The 17,651-nt window shown below is 71.3% G+C and carries 17 protein-coding genes and 1 pseudogene; 10 read left to right on the forward strand and 8 right to left on the reverse strand.

The genetic code is table 11. From position 1 onward, the window contains the following. Window positions 1-105 precede the first annotated feature (105 nt). The 3 genes from hrpB to EV186_RS38275 are packed head-to-tail and all read left to right on the forward strand — an operon-like array spanning window position 106 to window position 3,484. A complete protein-coding gene (gene hrpB / locus EV186_RS38265; RefSeq protein ID WP_133854462.1) occupies window positions 106-2,451 on the forward strand; it encodes an ATP-dependent helicase HrpB in 2,346 nt (781 codons plus the stop codon). Beyond that, entirely contained in the window at window positions 2,448-2,960 is a 513-nt protein-coding gene (locus EV186_RS38270; protein WP_133854463.1) for a GNAT family N-acetyltransferase, read from the forward strand. The genes hrpB and EV186_RS38270 overlap by 4 nt, the downstream gene beginning before the upstream one ends. 14 nt (window positions 2,961-2,974) lie before the next feature. Further along, window positions 2,975-3,484, forward strand: a complete 510-nt coding sequence (locus EV186_RS38275; protein ID WP_133854464.1) for a DUF2127 domain-containing protein — start codon at window positions 2,975-2,977, stop codon at window positions 3,482-3,484. Here the strand turns inward: EV186_RS38275 and EV186_RS38280 are convergent. The 3 genes from EV186_RS38280 to EV186_RS38290 all read right to left on the reverse strand — a co-directional run bounded on the left by EV186_RS38280 (window position 3,470) and on the right by EV186_RS38290 (window position 7,757). Further along, a complete protein-coding gene (locus EV186_RS38280; protein WP_133854465.1) occupies window positions 3,470-5,008 on the reverse strand; it encodes a hypothetical protein in 1,539 nt (512 codons plus the stop codon). The two genes, EV186_RS38275 and EV186_RS38280, sit on opposite strands and share 15 nt — an antisense overlap. A gap of 81 nt (window positions 5,009-5,089) precedes the next feature. Beyond that, window positions 5,090-5,986, reverse strand: coding sequence for a serine/threonine-protein kinase (locus EV186_RS38285; RefSeq protein ID WP_133854466.1), 897 nt, complete (start codon window positions 5,984-5,986; stop codon window positions 5,090-5,092). After that, on the reverse strand, window positions 5,964-7,757 hold the full coding sequence (locus tag EV186_RS38290; RefSeq protein WP_133854467.1) for an HsdM family class I SAM-dependent methyltransferase: 1,794 nt from the start codon (window positions 7,755-7,757) through the stop codon (window positions 5,964-5,966). The genes EV186_RS38285 and EV186_RS38290 overlap by 23 nt, the downstream gene beginning before the upstream one ends. Window positions 7,758-7,841: 84 nt before the next feature. Here EV186_RS38290 and EV186_RS38295 point away from each other — a divergent pair, with 84 nt between their 5' ends. From EV186_RS38295 to EV186_RS40650, 3 genes and pseudogenes are all read left to right on the forward strand, one after another. After that, entirely contained in the window at window positions 7,842-8,708 is an 867-nt protein-coding gene (locus EV186_RS38295; RefSeq protein ID WP_133854468.1) for a PP2C family protein-serine/threonine phosphatase, read from the forward strand. 6 nt (window positions 8,709-8,714) lie between these two features. Continuing rightward, window positions 8,715-8,828, forward strand: a pseudogene (locus EV186_RS40900) (DivIVA domain-containing protein); the annotation flags it as partial. Further along, complete coding sequence (locus EV186_RS40650) at window positions 8,826-9,143, forward strand: DivIVA domain-containing protein (protein ID WP_424984202.1); 318 nt, start codon at window positions 8,826-8,828, stop codon at window positions 9,141-9,143. The pseudogene EV186_RS40900 and the gene EV186_RS40650, both read left to right, overlap by 3 nt. 4 nt (window positions 9,144-9,147) lie before the next feature. Here EV186_RS40650 and EV186_RS38305 read toward each other — a convergent pair whose 3' ends face one another. Further along, a complete protein-coding gene (locus EV186_RS38305) occupies window positions 9,148-10,320 on the reverse strand; it encodes a low temperature requirement protein A (protein WP_133854469.1) in 1,173 nt (390 codons plus the stop codon). 86 nt (window positions 10,321-10,406) lie between these two features. Between EV186_RS38305 and EV186_RS38310 the strand changes: the two genes are divergently transcribed. Together EV186_RS38310 and EV186_RS38315 are read left to right on the forward strand one after the other, a co-directional pair. Continuing rightward, window positions 10,407-10,811, forward strand: a complete 405-nt coding sequence (locus tag EV186_RS38310) for a hypothetical protein (protein WP_133854470.1) — start codon at window positions 10,407-10,409, stop codon at window positions 10,809-10,811. A gap of 51 nt (window positions 10,812-10,862) precedes the next feature. Further along, on the forward strand, window positions 10,863-13,079 hold the full coding sequence (locus EV186_RS38315; protein ID WP_133854471.1) for a (Fe-S)-binding protein: 2,217 nt from the start codon (window positions 10,863-10,865) through the stop codon (window positions 13,077-13,079). On the opposite strand, the gene EV186_RS38320 is transcribed toward EV186_RS38315, so the two are convergent. Then, the gene (locus EV186_RS38320; RefSeq protein WP_208116015.1) at window positions 13,052-14,014 is read right to left on the reverse strand and encodes a helix-turn-helix transcriptional regulator; all 963 of its coding nucleotides are present in this window, start codon (window positions 14,012-14,014) and stop codon (window positions 13,052-13,054) included. The genes EV186_RS38315 and EV186_RS38320 overlap by 28 nt on opposite strands. An 83-nt stretch (window positions 14,015-14,097) precedes the next feature. Here EV186_RS38320 and EV186_RS38325 point away from each other — a divergent pair, with 83 nt between their 5' ends. After that, entirely contained in the window at window positions 14,098-14,490 is a 393-nt protein-coding gene (locus tag EV186_RS38325) for a VOC family protein (RefSeq protein WP_133854472.1), read from the forward strand. Window positions 14,491-14,503: 13 nt separating this feature from the next. On the opposite strand, the gene EV186_RS38330 is transcribed toward EV186_RS38325, so the two are convergent. Genes EV186_RS38330 through EV186_RS38340 form a run of 3 tightly spaced genes read right to left on the reverse strand, consistent with a single transcriptional unit; the run spans window position 14,504 to window position 16,799 of the window. Beyond that, window positions 14,504-15,472 carry a serine hydrolase domain-containing protein gene (locus tag EV186_RS38330; protein WP_133854473.1) on the reverse strand — a complete coding sequence of 323 codons (969 nt, stop codon included), beginning with the start codon at window positions 15,470-15,472 and terminating at the stop codon, window positions 14,504-14,506. Window positions 15,473-15,513: 41 nt separating this feature from the next. After that, window positions 15,514-16,398 carry an LLM class flavin-dependent oxidoreductase gene (locus EV186_RS38335; protein WP_133854474.1) on the reverse strand — a complete coding sequence of 295 codons (885 nt, stop codon included), beginning with the start codon at window positions 16,396-16,398 and terminating at the stop codon, window positions 15,514-15,516. Next, on the reverse strand, window positions 16,395-16,799 hold the full coding sequence (locus EV186_RS38340; protein ID WP_133854475.1) for a hypothetical protein: 405 nt from the start codon (window positions 16,797-16,799) through the stop codon (window positions 16,395-16,397). The genes EV186_RS38335 and EV186_RS38340 overlap by 4 nt, the downstream gene beginning before the upstream one ends. A gap of 75 nt (window positions 16,800-16,874) precedes the next feature. On the opposite strand from EV186_RS38340, the gene EV186_RS38345 reads away from it, so the two are divergent. Then, entirely contained in the window at window positions 16,875-17,642 is a 768-nt protein-coding gene (locus EV186_RS38345) for a helix-turn-helix domain-containing protein (RefSeq protein WP_133854476.1), read from the forward strand. The last annotated feature ends 9 nt before the right edge of the window (window positions 17,643-17,651 follow it).

The raw sequence follows: 17,651 nt of genomic DNA on the forward strand, positions 1-17,651 counted from the left end.
CAGGACTCAACGTCCAGGAACGATCAGTGCTCACCTGCCGGCCGGCTACCACCAGGAGTGTGCCGGATGACTCACTCCCAGAACTGATTAGGATCATCCGGCTTCGTGACGCTCTACCCGGATCTACCGGTCCGTGCCGTGCTCGACGACGTCGTCGGCACGCTCGACGCCCACGGCACCGCCGTGCTGCTCGCGCCGCCCGGCACCGGCAAGACCACGCTGGTTCCGTTGGCACTGCGCCGGTCCGAGGGCAAGGTCGTGGTCGCGGAGCCGCGCCGGCTGGCCACGCGGGCGGCCGCGGCGCGGATGGCGAGCCTGCTCGGCGAGCCGGTCGGCCGGACCGTCGGCTACTCGGTGCGCGGGGACCGGAAGGTGAGCGACGCGACACGGATCGAGGTGGTCACGTCCGGGCTGCTGGTGCGCAGGCTGCAACGCGACCCCGAGCTCGCCGGCGTGCACACGGTGCTGCTCGACGAGTGCCACGAACGCCACCTGGACGCCGACCTCCTGCTCGCGCTGCTGCTCGACGTGCGTGCCGGTCTGCGCCCTGACCTGCGGATCCTCGCCACTTCGGCGACCGTCGCGGCCGACGCCGTGGCCAAGGTGCTCGGCGACGCGCCCGTGCTGACCGTCGACGCGCGTGCCCACTCGATCGACCTGCGGTACCTGCCGCCCGCCCGCGGCGAACGCCTCGAAGCGGTGGTGGCTCGCGGGGTGCGCGCTGCGCTGACGGCCTGCGACGGCGACGTGCTGGCCTTCCTGCCGGGCGTCGCGGAGCTGCGGCGGACCGCGGCCGCGCTGTCGGATCTCCCGGACGTGCGGCTGCTGCACGGCCGGATGCCAGCCGCCGAGCAGGACGCCGTGCTGCGACCTGGCCAACGCCGCCGTGTGGTGCTGTCGACCGCGATCGCCGAGTCGAGCCTGACGGTGCCCGGCGTGCGCGCCGTGGTCGACGGTGGTCGCGCCCGGGTGTCGCGGATGGACCACCGGCGTGGGATGTCCGGCCTGGTCACGGTGCGGGTCTCGGCGGCGGTGGCCGACCAGCGAGCCGGGCGCGCCGGCCGTGAGGCACCGGGCGTGGCCTTCCGGTGCTGGCCGGAGAACGAGCAGGCCACGCTCCCCCGCTACCCCGAGCCGGAGATCGCGTCGGCCGACCTGACCGGCCTCGCGCTGGAGCTCGCCTGCTGGGGCACGCCGGGCGGGCAGGGCCTGACCTGGTGGGAACCGCCGCCCGAGGGCGCACTCGCCGCGGCCCACGAGACGCTGCACGCCCTCGGCGCGGTCGACGGCGACGCGGTGACCGAACGCGGGCGGCGGATGGCCGGGCTCGGCCTGCACCCGCGGCTCGCGCGTGCGCTGCTGGACGGCGCCGAGGTCATGGGCGCGAAGGCGGCCGCCGAGGTGGTCGCCATCCTCGACGACAACGGCGCGACCAGCGTCGACATCGAACGTGCGCAGGTCCCGAGGGCCGAGGCCCGCAGGCTGGCCGCGCTCGTCGGCGGCGGTGGGAGCGGACCGCGGGACGCGGCGCTGGTCGTCGGGCTCGCCTACCCCGAACGCCTGGCCCGCCGCCGGTCCCCCGGTACCCCGGTCTACTTGATGGCCGGTGGCACGGCGGCCGAACTGCCCGACGGCATGGGCGACCCCGAATGGCTCGCCGTGGCCACGGTGGACCGGACGCCCGGCGCACGGCACGGCCGCATCCGGCTCGCCGCGCGCGCCGACCGGGAACTGGCCGAACGCGCGGGTGCCGCGCTGCTGACCGACGCCCACGAGGTGACCTGGACCGATGGCGGGGTGCGGGCGCGGCACGTCCGCGCGCTCGGCGCGATCGTGTTGACCGAGAAGCCGCTGGCCGACCCGCCCACCGACGCCGTGCGCGCCGCGTTGGTGACCGGGCTCCGACGCGAGGGCCTCGGTTTGCTGCGCTGGAGCGCCAACGCCCGCTCACTGCGGTCCCGCATGGCCTTCCTGCACCGGGTGCTCGGTGAGCCGTGGCCGGACGTCTCCGACGAGGCCCTGCTGTCCACAGCGGACCAGTGGCTGGGCACGAGCCTGTCCAAAGTGGACATGGCGACGGTGTTGCGCGGGCTGCTGCCGTGGCCGGCGGCGGCCAAGTTCGACGAACTGGCGCCGGAGCGGCTCGAGGTGCCCTCCGGCTCGCGGATCGCCGTCGACTACTCCGGCGACGCGCCCGCGCTGCCGGTGAAGGTGCAGGAGGTCTTCGGCTGGACCGCCAGCCCGACACTCGCGGGGGTGCCGGTCGTGCTGCACCTGCTCTCCCCGGCCGGGCGACCGGCCGCGGTGACGGCGGACCTCACATCGTTCTGGCACAACGGGTACAAGCAGGTGCGCGCGGACCTGCGGGGCCGGTACCCGAAGCACAACTGGCCCGCCGACCCGATGACCGAACCGCCGAGCAGACGCACGACCCAGAGGGGGAACCGATGAGCACCACACTGCGCAGGGGCGACGAGCAGGACCTGGGCACGTTGCTGGCTTTCTTCGACGAGGCCGTCGCGTGGATGGTCGCGCGCGGCCAGCCCGACCAGTGGGGCACCGAACCGTGGTCGGCCAACCCCAAGCGGGTCGAACGGGTCCGCGCGCTGATCGGCTCGGGCGAACTCTGGATCGCCGAACTGGACGGCGTCGCGGCGGGCGCGCTGATCGTCAGCGACCACGCGGACGAGCACGTGCCCACTGTGGACGAACCGGAACGCTACGTCCGCCTGCTGATCACGTCCCGCGCCCTGGCGGGCAACGGCATCGGGTCGCTGTTGCTGGACAAGGCGAAGGACATCGCCCGCGCCGACGGTATCGAACTGCTGCGGGTGGATTGCTGGGCCGGCGGTGGCGGCAAGCTCGTCGCGTACTACGAACGCAACGGCTTCGCGAAGTCCGGCACCTTCACCGTGAAGGGCTGGCCCGGCCAAGTCCTCACGCAGCGAGTCACGGTCTGAGGCATGCTGGTGGGATGACCGAAGGCGTCACGCACAAACCGACCACAACGGACAAACTGTTCCGCATCGCCATTGCGATCAAGGGTCTGGACGGTGGCCTGCAGGTCATCGGCGCGCTGGTCCTCGCGGTCACCCCGCCGGCCGTCATCAGCGGCTTCGCCCACTCCATCGTGACCCGCGACCTGCTCGGCGACCAGAGCGGCACGCTGGCCACCCACCTGAGCAAGGCCGCCGCCGACTTCACCGGCGGCGACACCCGCGTGTTCGCGATCCTCTACCTGCTCCTGCACGGCATCGTGAAGCTGGCGCTGGTGATCGCCATGCTGAAGAAGATCCTGCCCGCCTACCCGATCGCGGCCGTGGTGCTCGCCGGGTTCGTCGTCTACGAAGTGTGGCGGGCGATCCACACGCATTCGATCGCGCTGCCGTTCTTCGCCGCGCTCGACGTCGTGATCATCGTGTTGGTCCTGCGCGAATACCGTCAGCTGCGCCGCGAACGGCAGGAAACGTCAGCGGTTGAGTGACGTGCGGTACCGCCAGACGCGGTAGGACGTGCCGTCGCTCAGCGGGTCGTCCAGTACCAGGTCGGCCGCGCACACGGTGATCGTGAATTCGACGCCGCCCTGCTGGGGTTCGCCGAATCGCACGCAACCCGGGAGTCCCGGTGCCGGTCGGCCTGGATCGTCGTCGCCCCTGGCGTAGAAGGCGACGCCGCGCTCGGCGAGGAACCGCGGCACCGTGCCCGCGGCCAGCGCGTCGAGGTAGGCGGCGGAGTTGACCAGGCCTTCCAAGTGGATCAGCGGGCGGTCGGAGTGGTAGCCGACGCTGCCGGCCCGGTCGCCCATCGCGATCGGGGCGCCGGGCGGGGTGAGCGCGTCGATTTCCGCGGCGACTCTCGGCCCCGCTTCCGTGAAGGCCGACCGTGTGCTGCCGCCGGCCACGGACCGGATCCCGGCGACCGAGGTCGCGCACAGGACCAGGACCAGCAGCGCCAGGGCAAGTGCCCGCGTCCGCCCCGCCCACCGGTCCAGCAGTGCCGGGCCGGCCAAGGCAATGGCCAGCGGCGCCGCCGAGAAGTACCACGACCAGAGCTGCCACGACGACGTGACCGCGTAGTAGACGACGGTGAGCACCCCGCCCGCCAGCACCACGGCGCCGAAGCGGGCGGCCAGCCCGAGGGCACCGGCCGCCCGGACGAGCAACGCCCCCACAACGACGACCACGGCAAGCGCGCCCAGCATGCTCGCGCGCCCGAACACCACTGGCGCGGCGAAGAACTGGGCGATGTCCCCGGCGTTGATCCCGTTGGCGCCCAAGGCCTTCGCCTGCCCCGACACCGGCAGCGCGGTGCCGAACAGCACCACGTTGACCACGACGTAGCAACTGAGGACGACGGCCGGGACCGCGAGCATGCGCAGCCCGAACCGCAGCCACGGCAAGCCCGCACGACGCCGTTCGGCGAGGGCGAGCACGCCGAGCAAGGCCAGTGTCACGACCGCGTCCAGCCGTGCCAACACCACGACCGTCATCAAGGCGCCGGCACCGACCGGGTTCGCGGTCAGGAAACCGTTGGTGCGCAAGTAAACGGTCGCCAGCCACAGCAAGCTGAACAACAGCAGCCCGGTCTCCATGCCGGAGAACCAGAACAGCGGACCGGCCGTGCCCGTGACGAGCAGCGGCGTCGCAGCGCAGAAGACCGGCACCGGCCGTCCAGTCAGCCGCCCGATCCGGTCGATCAATCGCGCCGACAGGACGAACAGGACCGCGGACACGACCGTGACCAGGACGAGGGCCGTTTTGCCGTTCGCGACAAGGAACACCGGGACGAGGACGAGCAACCACAGCGGGTGGTAACCATTGGTGGGATCAACACCGTTGAACGTCGACCCGGCGCCGTCCGCGAGGTGCCGAGCGATGCCGAAGTAGTAGAACGCGTCGTCGTCGAACGTCCCGACCGCGGCCGGGTAGCTCGCGAAGACCACCACGGCCAACCGCAGCACCGCAAGGGCACCGGCCAGCGCGGTCACGGGGTGAACGGGCGCCCACACACCCCACACTTCGCTCGCGGACCACGAAACGAACCGGCACGGCCGGGAATGACCGCAAATTGGCTACTACGGCGGCAGGCCTCAACCCGCCAGGACGCGGCCGACGACCTGCGCGTACATCCGGCCCGGACTCGCGTTCTCCTGCGGGGCAAGGAAACCCGGCAACATGGCCATCCCGACCGCGAAGGGTTGCAGCCGCGCGTAGAGCGCGTCGGCGTCGGCCGGTCTGCGCTCCGGCTCCTTCTCCAGCACCTGCGCGAGCAGCCGGTTCAGCTCCGGCGGCACACCGGGGACGGCCGGCGGGCGTTCCTTCACCTGCCGGTCGAACACGGCATAGGCGGTCGGCCCGGTGAACAGCTGCCGGCCGGTCAGCATCTCGTGCAGGACGCAGCCCAACGCGTACAGGTCGCTGCGCGGACCCGCCGTGCCGCGCTGGATCTGTTCGGGCGCCATGTAGGCGGGCGTGCCCAGCAGCTGCCCGGTCCGGGTGAACTGCGCGACGTCGGTCTCGCGCAGGACCGCGAGGCCGAAGTCGAGCACCTTCACCGAGCCGTCCGGGCAGAGCATCAGGTTGGTGGGCTTGAGATCGCGGTGGCAGATGGCCAGGGCGTGCGCCGCGGAGAGCACCGCACACGCCTGCGCCGCGATGGCCGCGGCCCACGGCACCGGCAGCGGCCCGTGCTCGACCACGAGGTCGCCGACCGTGACGCCGTCGATGAACTGCATGACCTGGTAGAGCTTCTGGTCGTGCATGCCGAAGTCGTAGAGCGTCGGCGCGCCCGCGTGTTCCAGCCGGGCGAGGATGCGGGCCTCGCGGATGAAGCGCTGCGCCAGCTCGTCGTCCGGACCGCCCGGCAGGCGCAGGAACTTCACCGCGACCCGGCGGTCCAGGTGCCGGTCGTGCCCACGGTGCACCGCGCCCATCCCGCCCTGGCCGAGCGGGAGCTCCTCGAGCTCATACCGGTCGGCGATGAGCATCCGTGTCCCCTGAGGGCTGCAGCCGGCCGTCCAGCAGACCTTCGAAGCCCAGCCGCGCGGCGCGCCGGGCCGCCTCGGCCGCCTCAGCCGCCGACTCGGCGAACCGGGTGAGCTCGGCCAGCACCTGACCGTACGCGCGCTGGCCGGTGATCGGCAGGCGCGGGATCCTCGTGCGCCGCACGTCGATGCGGCTCGACGCGTGGTTGACCGGTTCACTGTGCCGCAGGCACCCGGCGAGGAACTCGGCGTCGATGCGCAGGGGGTCGACGCGGTAGCGGGTGAGGTACTGACCGAGCGCCACCCCGGCGTCGGCCGCGCCGATCACCCGCGCGATCCCGGTCGGCGCGGCCACCACGTCGCCCTCTTCGAGCATGAGCGGGTCGCCACCGGTGCGCCCGGACGGGCTCTTGCCCGCCATGAAGTCCTCGGCCGTGACCATCGGGATGTCGCCGTCGACCGGCGGCAGGCCCGGCCGCACCTGCACGGCGCCCGACCGCACCAGGTCGCCGATCGTCGTGGTGGCCAGCGGCCGCCGCTCGTCGAGCACGGCGATGCCGGGTGGGTCGGGGTTGGGCCGGGTCATCCGGGCGACGGCCGCGGCGTATTCGGCGGCGATGCGCCCGTCGTCGGGCTGGCGGTGCCGGGCCGGGCTCAGGTCGATGTCGTCGTCGAGCAGGTCGAGCACCGGAACGCCGTAGGCAGGGTCGTCCAGTTGCTCAGCCACGGTGTCCAATTCGGACGCGACGATCAGCGTGACCGCAGCAGGCACCGGGTCGCCGTCGACCGGCCTGCGCAGCACCCAGAGGTCCGGGCCGCCGGGCAGGGTGACCACGGCGGTGACCGCACCGGCCCGCAACAACGCGCCACGGATCCGCTTGCCCGATCGCCGGGCCGCCACGGCCTGTGGCAACAGGATGACCACCCGGCCGCCGGGACGCACGTGCGCGAGGCAGTGCTGCACCCAGGCCAGCTCGGACTCGCCACGCGGGGGCACACCGTAGGTCCAGCGCGGGTCCTCGATCAGCTCTTCGTGGCCCCACGCGCGGTCGTTGGTCGGCGGTTCGCACACCACGGCGTCGGCCAGCCGGCCGCGGAAACCGTCCTCCCGCAACGAATCGGCGATCTCGATCTGCGCTTCGGTGCCCCGCAGCAGCAAGCGCATCGCCGCGATCGGCGTGGTCGTGATGTCGATGTCCTGGCCGAACGCGGTGACCTCGGGCGGCGCGGCGCAGAGCAGCGTGCCGAGCCCGCACGCCGGGTCGAACAACGTCGTCACCGGGCCGGCCAGGCGCACCATCAGCTCGGCGACGTCCGGCCGGGTGACGGGCAGCCTGCGGGCGTGCGCCTCGACATAACGGGCCACGAGGAACTCGAACGCCTCGGAACGGCCCATGTCGGCGGCCATGGCTTTGACGAGGCGGACCATCGGCTGGTCGTCGAGCGGGAAGGGCCAGAGCATGCGTTGCTGCTTCATGCCCATGCCGCGCAACAGGACGACGCCCGCCGCCCCGACCAGCTTGCCCAGGTCGAGGTCCTCGGACTGGGCCCGCAACCGCTGCCAAGCCCGGTCGGCCTTGCCCAGCTCGAACTGCTTTCCCTTGCGCCGCAACCACTCCTGGACTTCGGTGAGGTCGAACAGCGGGCTGGACGCCGTACCGCCCACCGGCTCCGGGAAGTCGTCGTGCCTGCGGCGCCAGTTGCTGACCGCGGCCCGCCGCACGGCCGTCATCCGGGCGATGTCACCGGCCGTCACGGTCACTGGTGCGTTCACTCGACTCACAGTAGTTCAGCGTGACACATCAGTCCACAGACAGAATGCTTGTTAACTCAGTCAACCAATGGTTGACTGGACGGCATGACTCACGAGCGGTTGGCGCTGCAGATTAGCGCCGGCACGGACGTCGGCAAACAGCGCGACCACAACGAGGACTCCGCGTACTACTCCCCCCGTCTGCTCGCCGTGGCCGACGGGATGGGCGGGCACGCGCACGGCGAGGTCGCCAGCGCCGCGGCGGTGGGCGCGCTGGCCGACCTCGATGCCTCGCTCGCCGAGCACGCCGCCGAGCACGACGGCGACCTCACCTCGGTCGACCTGGCCGCGGCGCTGACCGGCGTGATCCCGGAGATCCGCAGGCGCATCGACGACCTCGCCGCCGAGGACCCAACCATGATCGGCATGGGCACGACGCTGACCGCGCTGCTCTTCGATGGCACCCGCCTGGCGATCGGGCACGTCGGCGACTCACGCGGCTACCTGCTGCGCGCCGGTGAGTTCCGGGCGATCACCCACGACCACACGCTCGTGCAGTCGCTGCTGGACGAGGGCAAGCTGACCGAGGAAGAAGCCGAGTTCCACCCGCGCCGGTCGGTGCTGGTGCGCGCGCTGCAGACCGGCAGCACCGCCGAGGCCGACGTGTCCGTGGGCGCCGTGCAGGACGGCGACCGGTTCCTGCTCTGCTCCGACGGGCTGACCGACATGGTCCCGGTCGCCGAGGTGCAGGAAGTGCTGGCCACCGTCGCCGACCGGGACGCGGCGATCGCCCGGCTGATCGAACTGGCCAACGACTACGGCGGCCAGGACAACATCACGTGCCTGCTTGCCGATGCGCATCCGGGCGAGCCGGAGGAAGCTGAGGGCGTCGTCATCGGCGCGGCCGCGAGCAGGCCGACCGAGCGACCGGCCGCCATCCCTGGCTGGCTCGAGGAGTTGCTCCAGGATTGAGGCTTCATGCTCACCCCCGAGGACGTCCACGACGTGCTGTTCAGCAAGCCCCCGATCGGCAAGCGCGGCTACAACGAGGACGAGGTCGACACGTTTCTCGACCTGCTTGAATCCACGTTGCGCGGCGACAGCCCCCGGTTGACGGCAGCGCAGGTGCGCGCGGTCGTCTTCAGCCACCCGCCGATCGGCAAGCGTGGTTACAACATGGACGAGGTCGACGAGTTCCTCGACCTCGCCGCGGCCCAGCTCGACGGCAACCAGACCGCACCGGTCCAGCGGGCGCCGCAACCCGCCCCAGCTCAAACCAACCCAGCGCAAACCAACCCAGCGCAAACCAACCCAGCGCAAACCAACCCAGCGCAACTCGATACAGCGCAACCCGACCCAGCGCCGCCCGGCATGGTGGAGCCGAAGAAGCGCTGGTGGCGGCGCTAGCCGGTCAGAACGCCCGGCCCCGCGCGAACACCGTCACGGCCACCAGCAACGCGACCAACACCGCGGCCACGTGCACCGGCGCCCCGGTGAACGGCGTCAGCAGCAAGAGCACCACCGTCACCGGGTAGGCCGTGCTCACCGGCATCGGCAGCGTCGGGCGGACCTGCAGCGCCCACACCATCAGCACGTAGACCGCGACCGGGATCGCGATGGCGTACCCGGCGAGCAGCTGCGGCGGGTGCGCCTCGCCGGTGTCGTAGTCGACCGCGACCTGCAGCCCGGCGCCGACCGCCGCGGCCGAGGCGAACACCAGCAAGTGGCTGTAGCCCCACACCATCGAGGTCCGCAGCGAGTTCAGCAGCTGCTGGGGCGAGGGCTGGTCGAAGTACATCCACCACATCGAGAACACGATCACGAGGCCGGCGAGCGACAGGGTCAGCAGCTTCGCCACGTCGTGGCCGGCGCCGAACGCCGACTGGGTCGCGGTCGTCGCCGCCAGCACGGACTCGCCGAGCACGATCAACGTGAAGAGCCCGTACCGCTCGGCGATGTGCTCGGCGTGCCACCTGGTCGGCGACTTGCGCTCCGCCCAGATCGGCACCGCGATCTCCGCCAGCGCGAACAACACGAAGAACACCATCGGCGCGGGCAGCCACAACCACACCACCCACGCCACCTGCACGACGGTGATCCCGGCGGCGTAACGCAAGGAGCACGCCCGCCGCGGCGGATCGGCGTGCGCCGCGCGCAGCCACTGGCCGACCATCGCCAGCCGCATCACGATGTAGGCGCCGACGATCACCCGGAAGTCGCCCTCGAACGCGTTCGGCACGCCCGCGGCCAGCACCAGCACGCCGGCGATCTGCACCAGCGTGGTCAGCCGGTACGGCAGGTCGTCGGTGTCGTAGGCCGAGGCGAACCAGGTGAAGTTCATCCACGCCCACCAGATCGCGAAGAACACCGGCAGGTACCCGGCCAGCCCGTGTCCGGCGTGCCCTTCGGCGAGCGCGTGGTGCAGCTGGGTCGCCGCGAGCGAGACCGCCACCACGAAACACAGGTCGAAGAACAACTCGAGCGTGGTCGCCGTGCGGTGCTCCTCGTCCGGGTTGCGGGCGGTCATCGCGCGGCGGAACGGCGTGCGCCGCGGTTGTCCTGTTCGGTCGGTTCGCTCGGCCATGGGCCCGATCATGCGGCATCGGCGCCGACTTGACACGACCGTGGCCCGCGTCACATTGTGGCGCGACCCACTGGAGGGAGGCCTGGATGGCACGCGCCGGACAGCGGTGCTTCCAGTGCTGCCACTGCGGTCTGCCCATTCGCTTCGACGTACCCGACACACACCCCGGCCGGGGCCTCGTCGACCACGACCCGACCGCACCACCCGACGCGGAGGGCCTGCCGAACCTGCGCCTCTCGCACCGGCTCTGCCACCGGCTTCGGGCCTGTCGCCCGCGATCGCCGGAGGACGGCGTCGCCGCCCGCCGGGCGTGGCTCGGCTGGGCGACCGAACGCTTCGAGACGACGACCCGGTTCGGTGTGCGGCAATGCCTTCGCCTCGGTCTGCACCCCGGTGCGCTACCCGAACGGGGTGTCTACCGCAGGCATTGGCGAGTCCGGAAGATGCGGTACGCCACAATTGCCACCCGGCGCTACTGCACTAGTTACTAGCCGGTAGGGCATACTTCCGGGTCACGGAGTGCTCGGGGATGCGGAGGACCTGTGCTTGCACGACTGATCATCGGGCTGGCGATCACCGTTGTCGGTTTGGCCGTCGCCGGCCGCCGGGTCTGGTGGCTGCAGCGGCTCATCCGGTCCGGCCAGCCGGCCACGGGCCGGATCGACGACCCGGCCGCGCGCCTGGTCGCCGAGGCCAAGGAGGTCCCGGGGCAGCGCAAACTGCTCAAGTGGTCCGTGCCGGGCATCGCCCACTTCTTCACCATGTGGGGCTTCTTCATCCTGACGTTCACGATCATCGAGGCGTGGGGCGCGCTCTTCGACCGCGACTTCGCGTTCTGGTGGTTCGGCCGCCAGCCGTGGCTCGGGTTCCTCGAGGACTTCTTCACAGTCGCGGTGCTGATCGCGCTGGTCGCGTTCACCGTCATCCGGGTGCGCAACGCCCCGGAGCGCCGCAAGCGCGCGTCCCGGTTCTACGGCTCGCACACCGGCCCGGCGTGGCTGGTGCTCGCGATGATCGCGGCGGTCATGGTGACCCTGCTGCTCTACCGCGGTTTCCAGTTCGCCACCGGGCACTTCCCGTTCGACGACAGCCCGTGGGCGTTCGCCTCCTACCTCGTCGGGCACGCCTTCTCCGGGCTGCCGATGGGCGTGAACTCCGTGCTGGAGACGGTGTTCCTGCTGGCCAACATCGGGGTCATCGTCGGTTTCCTGGTGCTCGTCGTGCACTCCAAGCACCTGCACATCTTCGTGGCGCCGATCAACGTCGGCACCAAGCGGCTGCCCGACGGCCTCGGCCCGCTGCTGCCGATGGAGTCGAACGGCAAGCCGGTCGACTTCGAGGATCCGGGCGAGGACGACACGTTCGGTCGCGGCAAGATCGAGGACTTCACCTGGAAGGGCATGCTCGACTTCGCGACCTGCACGGAGTGTGGTCGCTGCCAGTCGCAGTGCCCGGCGTGGAATACCGGCAAGCCGTTGTCCCCCAAGCTCGTGATCATGGACCTGCGCGACCACCTGTTCGCGAAGGCGCCGTACCTGATCGACGGCACCCCGATGCCCGACGAGAGCGGCGTCGACGTGCTGGAGCTCGCCGCCGGCGCCCAGGGCCACGGCGTGCCGGAGTCCGGCTTCAACCGGATCACCGGATCGGGTGAGGCACAGGCGTTGCGCCCGCTGGTCGGCACCGCCGAAGAGGGCGGCGTGATCGACCCCGACGTGCTGTGGTCGTGCACCACGTGTGGCGCGTGCGTCGAGCAGTGCCCGGTGGACATCGAGCACGTCGACCACATCGTCGACATGCGCCGCTACCAGGTGATGATGGAGACGTCGTTCCCCACCGAGCTCGGCACCCTGTTCCGCAACCTGGAGAACAAGGGCAACCCGTGGGGCGAGAACCAGTCCAAGCGGATGGACTGGGCCAAGAGCCTGGACTTCGAGGTCCCGGTCTTCGACGGCGAACTCGGCGAGGACGTCGAGTACGTGTACTGGATCGGCTGCGCGGGCGCGTTCGACGACAACGCGAAGAAGACGGTGCAGGCGACCGCGGAGCTGCTGCACATCGCGGGCGTGAAGTACGTGGTGCTCGGCGACGGCGAGAGCTGCACCGGTGACCCGGCCCGCCGCTCCGGCAACGAGTTCCTGTTCCAGATGATGGCGCAGCAGACCAAGGAGACGCTGGATTCCGTCTTCGAGGGCCGCGAGCCGAGCAAGCGCAAGATCGTCACCACCTGCCCGCACTGCATGAACACGCTGGGCCGCGAGTACCCGCAGCTGGACGGGCACTACGAGGTCGTGCACCACACGCAGTTGCTGAACAAGCTGGTGCGTGAGAAGAAGCTCGTCCCCGTGGCCCCCACCGAGGGCGCCGGTGCGCCGGTCACCTACCACGACCCGTGCTACCTGGGCCGGCACAACAAGGTCTACACACCGCCGCGCGACTTGGTCGGGGCCGCCGGTGCGACGCTGACCGAGATGCCGCGCCACGCGGACCGCGCCCTGTGCTGCGGTGCCGGCGGTGCGCGCATGTGGATGGAAGAGAAGATCGGCAAGCGCATCAACCTCGAGCGCGTCGACGAGGCCATCGCCACCGAGGCCGGCACGATCGTCACCGGCTGCCCGTTCTGCCGCGTCATGATCACCGACGGCGTGGTGCAGCGGACCAGCGAGGACGAGAACCTCGACGTCTCGGTGCGCGACGTGTCGCAGTTGCTGCTGGAGTCGGTCAAGCGCGGTCAGCCGGCCGCACCCGCCGAGGCGTAGGACCGGAGCCGATCGGCGAACTCCCGCACCAACACCCGCAACTCGGCCGGCCGTTCCACCACGAACGGTCGGCCGAGTGCGGCCAGCACCGGCGGCAACCAGTCCAGGTTCTGTGCGCGGATGGCGGCCCGCTGCCAACCTTCGTCCAGTTCCGACAGCACGGCGACCGTCGGTGGCAGTTGCGTGCGCACCTGCTCGACACTCGCCAGGATCCGCACCGAGACCTCGTGGCGGTAGGGCGCATCGGCCATCCCGGTCACGACCCGCCGCACCGGGTCGAAGCCGTCGGGGACCTCGAAAGTCCCCTCGCGCAGGTCGGCCGCCGCGATCCGGTCGCCGCGGAACGTGCGCACCTCGCCGCTCGCGGAGTCGGCGCCGGTCACGTACCAGCGACCGGCGTGCGCGACGACGCCGTACGGGTGCACCACACGCCGGCCGGCGCCGCCATGGCCTGCGGTGTAAGCGATCTCGACCGGTCGCCGGTCTCGCGCGGCCTCGGCCAGGGTCAGCAGCACCGCGGCCTCGACCGTCGGCGTCGCCCGCCGGGCAGCGGTGAACTCCGCGCCGTCCAGCACCGCGTCGAGCTTGCGCCCCAACGACTCCGGCAACACCCGGCGGATCTTGGCGGCGGCGCTCTCGGCGCCCAGGGTGCTCACGGCGCTCACGCGACCGGCCACCAGCCCCAGCAACGTCGCCAGTGCTTCCTCGTCGGTGAGCATCAGCGGCGGCATCCGGTACCCGGGCGCGAGCCGGTATCCACCGTGGCGCCCGCGCACCGACCGGACCGGGATGTCCAGGTCGCGCAGGTGGTCGGCATAGCGGCGCACGGTGCGCTCGTCGACGTCGAGCCGGGTGGCGAGGTCGGCGACCGTGCGGGTGCCGCCGCGTTGCAGGAGTTCCAGCATCGCGAGCACGCGAGCGGTCGGACGGGTCACGAAAACAGCCAACAATACCGGGCGGATCCTGTCCAGTATCGGCCTTACCGTCGCCGGTGTATCCGAACGACGAGGAGTAACCCATGCAGTTCGTTTCCGTCCGCGTGATCACCGACGACGTCGCCCGCCTCGTGGAGTTCTACGAGCGCGCCACCGGCATCCCCGCCCGCTGGGCCACCGCGCAGTTCGCGGAGTTGGTCGGCCCGGCCTGCACGCTGGCGATCGGCGCCACCGCGACGACCGCGTTGTTCGCGGGCGCCGCCGTTCCCGCGGCGAACGAGTCGGCGATCCTGGAGTTCCTCGTCGACGACGTGGACGCCGAGTTCCAGCGGCTCGCCGACCTGGAAGTGGTCCAAGAGCCCACGACCATGCCGTGGGGCAACCGGTCCCTGCTGTTGCGCGACCCCGACGGAAACCTGGTCAACCTCTTCACCCCGGTCACGCCACAGGCGCGGGCTCGGCTCTCGGCGCGGTGACACCTGGGCCACCTCACCGCGCACCGAGCGCGTCGAGTTCGCGGACGACCGGCCACGCCCCCTCCGACGTGTTCGCGAGCACCGTGTACGTCGTGTCGCTTGTCGGGTCGTGCTTGCTGCGGAACGAAACCCCCGCGTCGTAGCCCTCCAGCAGCACCGCGTCCCCGGTCCCCGCCAACCAGAAACCCAAGCCGTAGCGGAGCTTCTCCGAAGGCACGTCGCTGCGCGGCTCGATCATCGTCGCCAGGGTCGCCTCGCGCACGATCGCCCCGGCGAACAACGCCCGCCAGAACGCCACCATGTCGGCGGCCGTGGTGTAGCAGCCGCCGTCGCCGCTGCCACGCACCGGCAGGTGGAACACGTTGGTGCGCAAGCCATCCAGGTAACCGAGCGCGACCCCGCCCGGCAGCTCGTCCGAGCGCAGGTAGGCCGTGTCGTGCATGCCCGCGGGCTCGGTGACGAGGTCCCGCACGAGCTCGTGGAAGGGCTTCGTCGCGGCTCGCTCGGCCAGCAGCGCCAGCACGACGAAGCCGCCGTTGCAGTACGCGAACCGCTCCCACGGCGCGAACTTCGCCGGGAACCCGTCCAGCACCGCGAGGAACTGCTCGGTCTCGGCGAGCTCGTGCATCGACACCGGCAGCACGTAGTCGTTGATGTCGAGGCCGGCGTCCTCGTCGAAGTAGTCGCCGATGCCCGACCGGTGCGCCAGCAACTGCTCGACGGTCACCTCGTCGTCGATCAGCGGCAGGTCGCCGCCGAGGAGCGTGCGTGCTCTGGTGTCCCAGCGCAGCACGCCGTCCTCGACCAGCCGGGCCACCACCAAGGCCGTGAAACCCTTGCTGCCACTGGCCATCGCGAACCGCGTGGCCACCGTGTTCGGCACACCCCACGCCCGGTTGGCGAGCCCGTGGGCGTCGGCCAGGATCACCGCACCGGCCCGGTCGACCCGCACGACGCCGCTGAACCCGCTCGGCACGTCCATGGGGTCAGTTTGGGCCGGTGCAGCCGGGCCGGCCAGCGGTTTTACAGCAGCGCGGCGGCGGTGTCGAGCCCGCGCGCCGGGTCGTCGTCGGCCACCCGCACGACCACATGCTCGACCCCCGCCGCGAGGTACGGCGCCAGCCAGTCCCGGAACCCCTCCTCCGTGCCCGCGAACATCGCCTGGAACGACGACACGACCTCGAACGGCCGCCCGTACCAGCCTTCGACGGTGCTCCGCAGCCTCTTCCGCGCCACGTCGACGGATGGGTCGAGCGCAACCGTGAGGTACAACCCGCCAGTCGGCGACACACGGCCGACGTGTTCTGCCGCGGCGCGGATCCGGTCGCGGCCCTGCACGTAACCCGCGACCGTCGGCGGGTAGGGCAGCCAGCCGTCGGCCAGTTCGCCGACCCGACGCTGAGCGGCTGCGCTCGCGCCGGCGAGCCAGATCGGCGGGCCGCCCTTGGTCTCGGGTGCGGGCGACAGCGTGATGCCGTCGACCGGGGCGCCGGACCAGAGCGTGCGCATGGTTTCGATCGTCTCGGTCAGCCGGGCACCGCGACCACGGAAGTCGACGCCCGCGGCGGCGAACTGCCGTTCGGTTTCGGGTGCGCCGAACCCGCCGCCGAGCCCCACCAGCAATCGGCGACCGGCGAGCCGGTCCAGAGTGGCGAGGGAGTGCGCGAGGAGCAAAGGCCGGCGCAACACGGCGAGCAGCACGCCGGTCGCGAGGGTGATCCGGTCCGTGCGCGCGGCGAGTGCCGAGAGCAACACCAGCGGGTCCGGCAGCCCGTAGACGAACGGGCTGTCCGGCACCCAGAGCGAGTCGAAGCCCGCCTGCTCCGCACGCACGCCAAGGTCCACAAGGGACTCGAGCGGCACGTCGGCGAACGTCGGCAGCAGGTAGCCGAACCTCAGCTCGCTCATGCGATGAACTGGTAGTCGCGCCGGATCCGGCCGGTGTCGTCGAGCAGCAGGACCCCGGTGCCCGCGGCCGATGCGGTCCCGTCGGCGTCGACCAGCGCCCAGTCGATCTTGACCATGTCACGCAGCCGCATGGCCGTTCCCACCCGCTTGAACGTGCACCCGCCACCGGCCACGAACTCCTCGTAAGCCAGCCGGATCCGGGTCGCCAACTCCTCGTGCCCTTGCGCCTCGAAGGTGACCGTGAATCCGAGACCCGACGCCTCCTTCAGCACATCCTCGGTCGGCTGCACGATGTGCAGCCCGTCCGCGGTCCACAGCTCTTCCACCGACGCCCGCCGCTTGGTGGCGTCCGGCTCGTTCCACACCGCGAGGTAGCGGTCGGCCAGTTCGTTCTGTTCCATGGGCCGAACGGTGCTCCGCGGCGCGTGGCCCGGCAATTCCCTGGCGGGAATGGCGGGCTGCGCTACAACGGAGTGGTGCCTACTCGGTCCTTTGCGGACGATCTGCGGTCATGGCGGCGGCGTCGTGGCGTCAGCCAGCTCGACCTCGCGTTGCGTGCGGGAACCACGCAACGCCATGTGAGCTTCATCGAAAGCGGCCGGTCGACGCCGGGCCGCGCCATGGTCATCCGGCTCGCGGAGTCGCTGGAGGTGCCGCTGCGCGAACGCAACGTCCTGCTGCTCTCGGCCGGCTACGCGCCCGCGTACCCGCGAACCGACTGGGCCGACCCGGCCATGGCGCCGGTCCGCACGGCGGTGGAGCAGATCCTGCGCGGCCACGAGCCGTACCCCGCGATCGTGGTGGACCGCGACGGCGACCTCGTGGCCGCCAACGACGCGTTCGCCGTGATCACCGAGGGCGTGGCGCCGGAGCTGCTCGTGCCGCCGGTGAGCGTGCCGCGGGTGTTCCTGGACCCGCGCGGCGTCGCGCCCCGCATCGGCAACTTCGCGGCCTGGGCGTGGCACGTGCTGGACGCGTTGCGTGCGCAGACCGCCCGCACCCCGAACGCCCGCACCGACGAGTTGATCGCCGAGCTGACGGCCGTGGTGCCCGAGCGCCCGACTGGCCCCGACCACCTCGGGTTCGCCGTTCCCCTGCAGCTCGACAGTGCGCGCGGCCGGCTCACCTTGATCACCACGTTGACCCAGTTCGCCACCGCGGTCGACGTCACAGTGGCCGAGCTGCGCCTGGAGGCGTTCCTCCCGGCCGACGCCGCCACGGAATCTCTCCTACGTATTCCTTGACACGAATAT

Source organism: Labedaea rhizosphaerae (genome assembly GCF_004362825.1).
GTDB lineage: Bacteria > Actinomycetota > Actinomycetes > Mycobacteriales > Pseudonocardiaceae > Labedaea > Labedaea rhizosphaerae.

Coding starts and splice junctions, on each gene's coding strand:
- EV186_RS38330 (WP_133854473.1), bottom strand. CDS start 15,472: ATGGACGTGCCGAGCGGGTTCAGCGGCGTCGTGCGGGTCGACCGGGCC.
- EV186_RS38285 (WP_133854466.1), bottom strand. CDS start 5,986: ATGCTCATCGCCGACCGGTATGAGCTCGAGGAGCTCCCGCTCGGCCAG.
- EV186_RS38295 (WP_133854468.1), top strand. CDS start 7,842: ATGACTCACGAGCGGTTGGCGCTGCAGATTAGCGCCGGCACGGACGTC.
- EV186_RS38325 (WP_133854472.1), top strand. CDS start 14,098: ATGCAGTTCGTTTCCGTCCGCGTGATCACCGACGACGTCGCCCGCCTC.
- EV186_RS38340 (WP_133854475.1), bottom strand. CDS start 16,799: ATGGAACAGAACGAACTGGCCGACCGCTACCTCGCGGTGTGGAACGAG.
- EV186_RS38275 (WP_133854464.1), top strand. CDS start 2,975: ATGACCGAAGGCGTCACGCACAAACCGACCACAACGGACAAACTGTTC.
- EV186_RS38310 (WP_133854470.1), top strand. CDS start 10,407: ATGGCACGCGCCGGACAGCGGTGCTTCCAGTGCTGCCACTGCGGTCTG.
- EV186_RS38305 (WP_133854469.1), bottom strand. CDS start 10,320: ATGGCCGAGCGAACCGACCGAACAGGACAACCGCGGCGCACGCCGTTC.
- EV186_RS38270 (WP_133854463.1), top strand. CDS start 2,448: ATGAGCACCACACTGCGCAGGGGCGACGAGCAGGACCTGGGCACGTTG.
- EV186_RS38335 (WP_133854474.1), bottom strand. CDS start 16,398: ATGAGCGAGCTGAGGTTCGGCTACCTGCTGCCGACGTTCGCCGACGTG.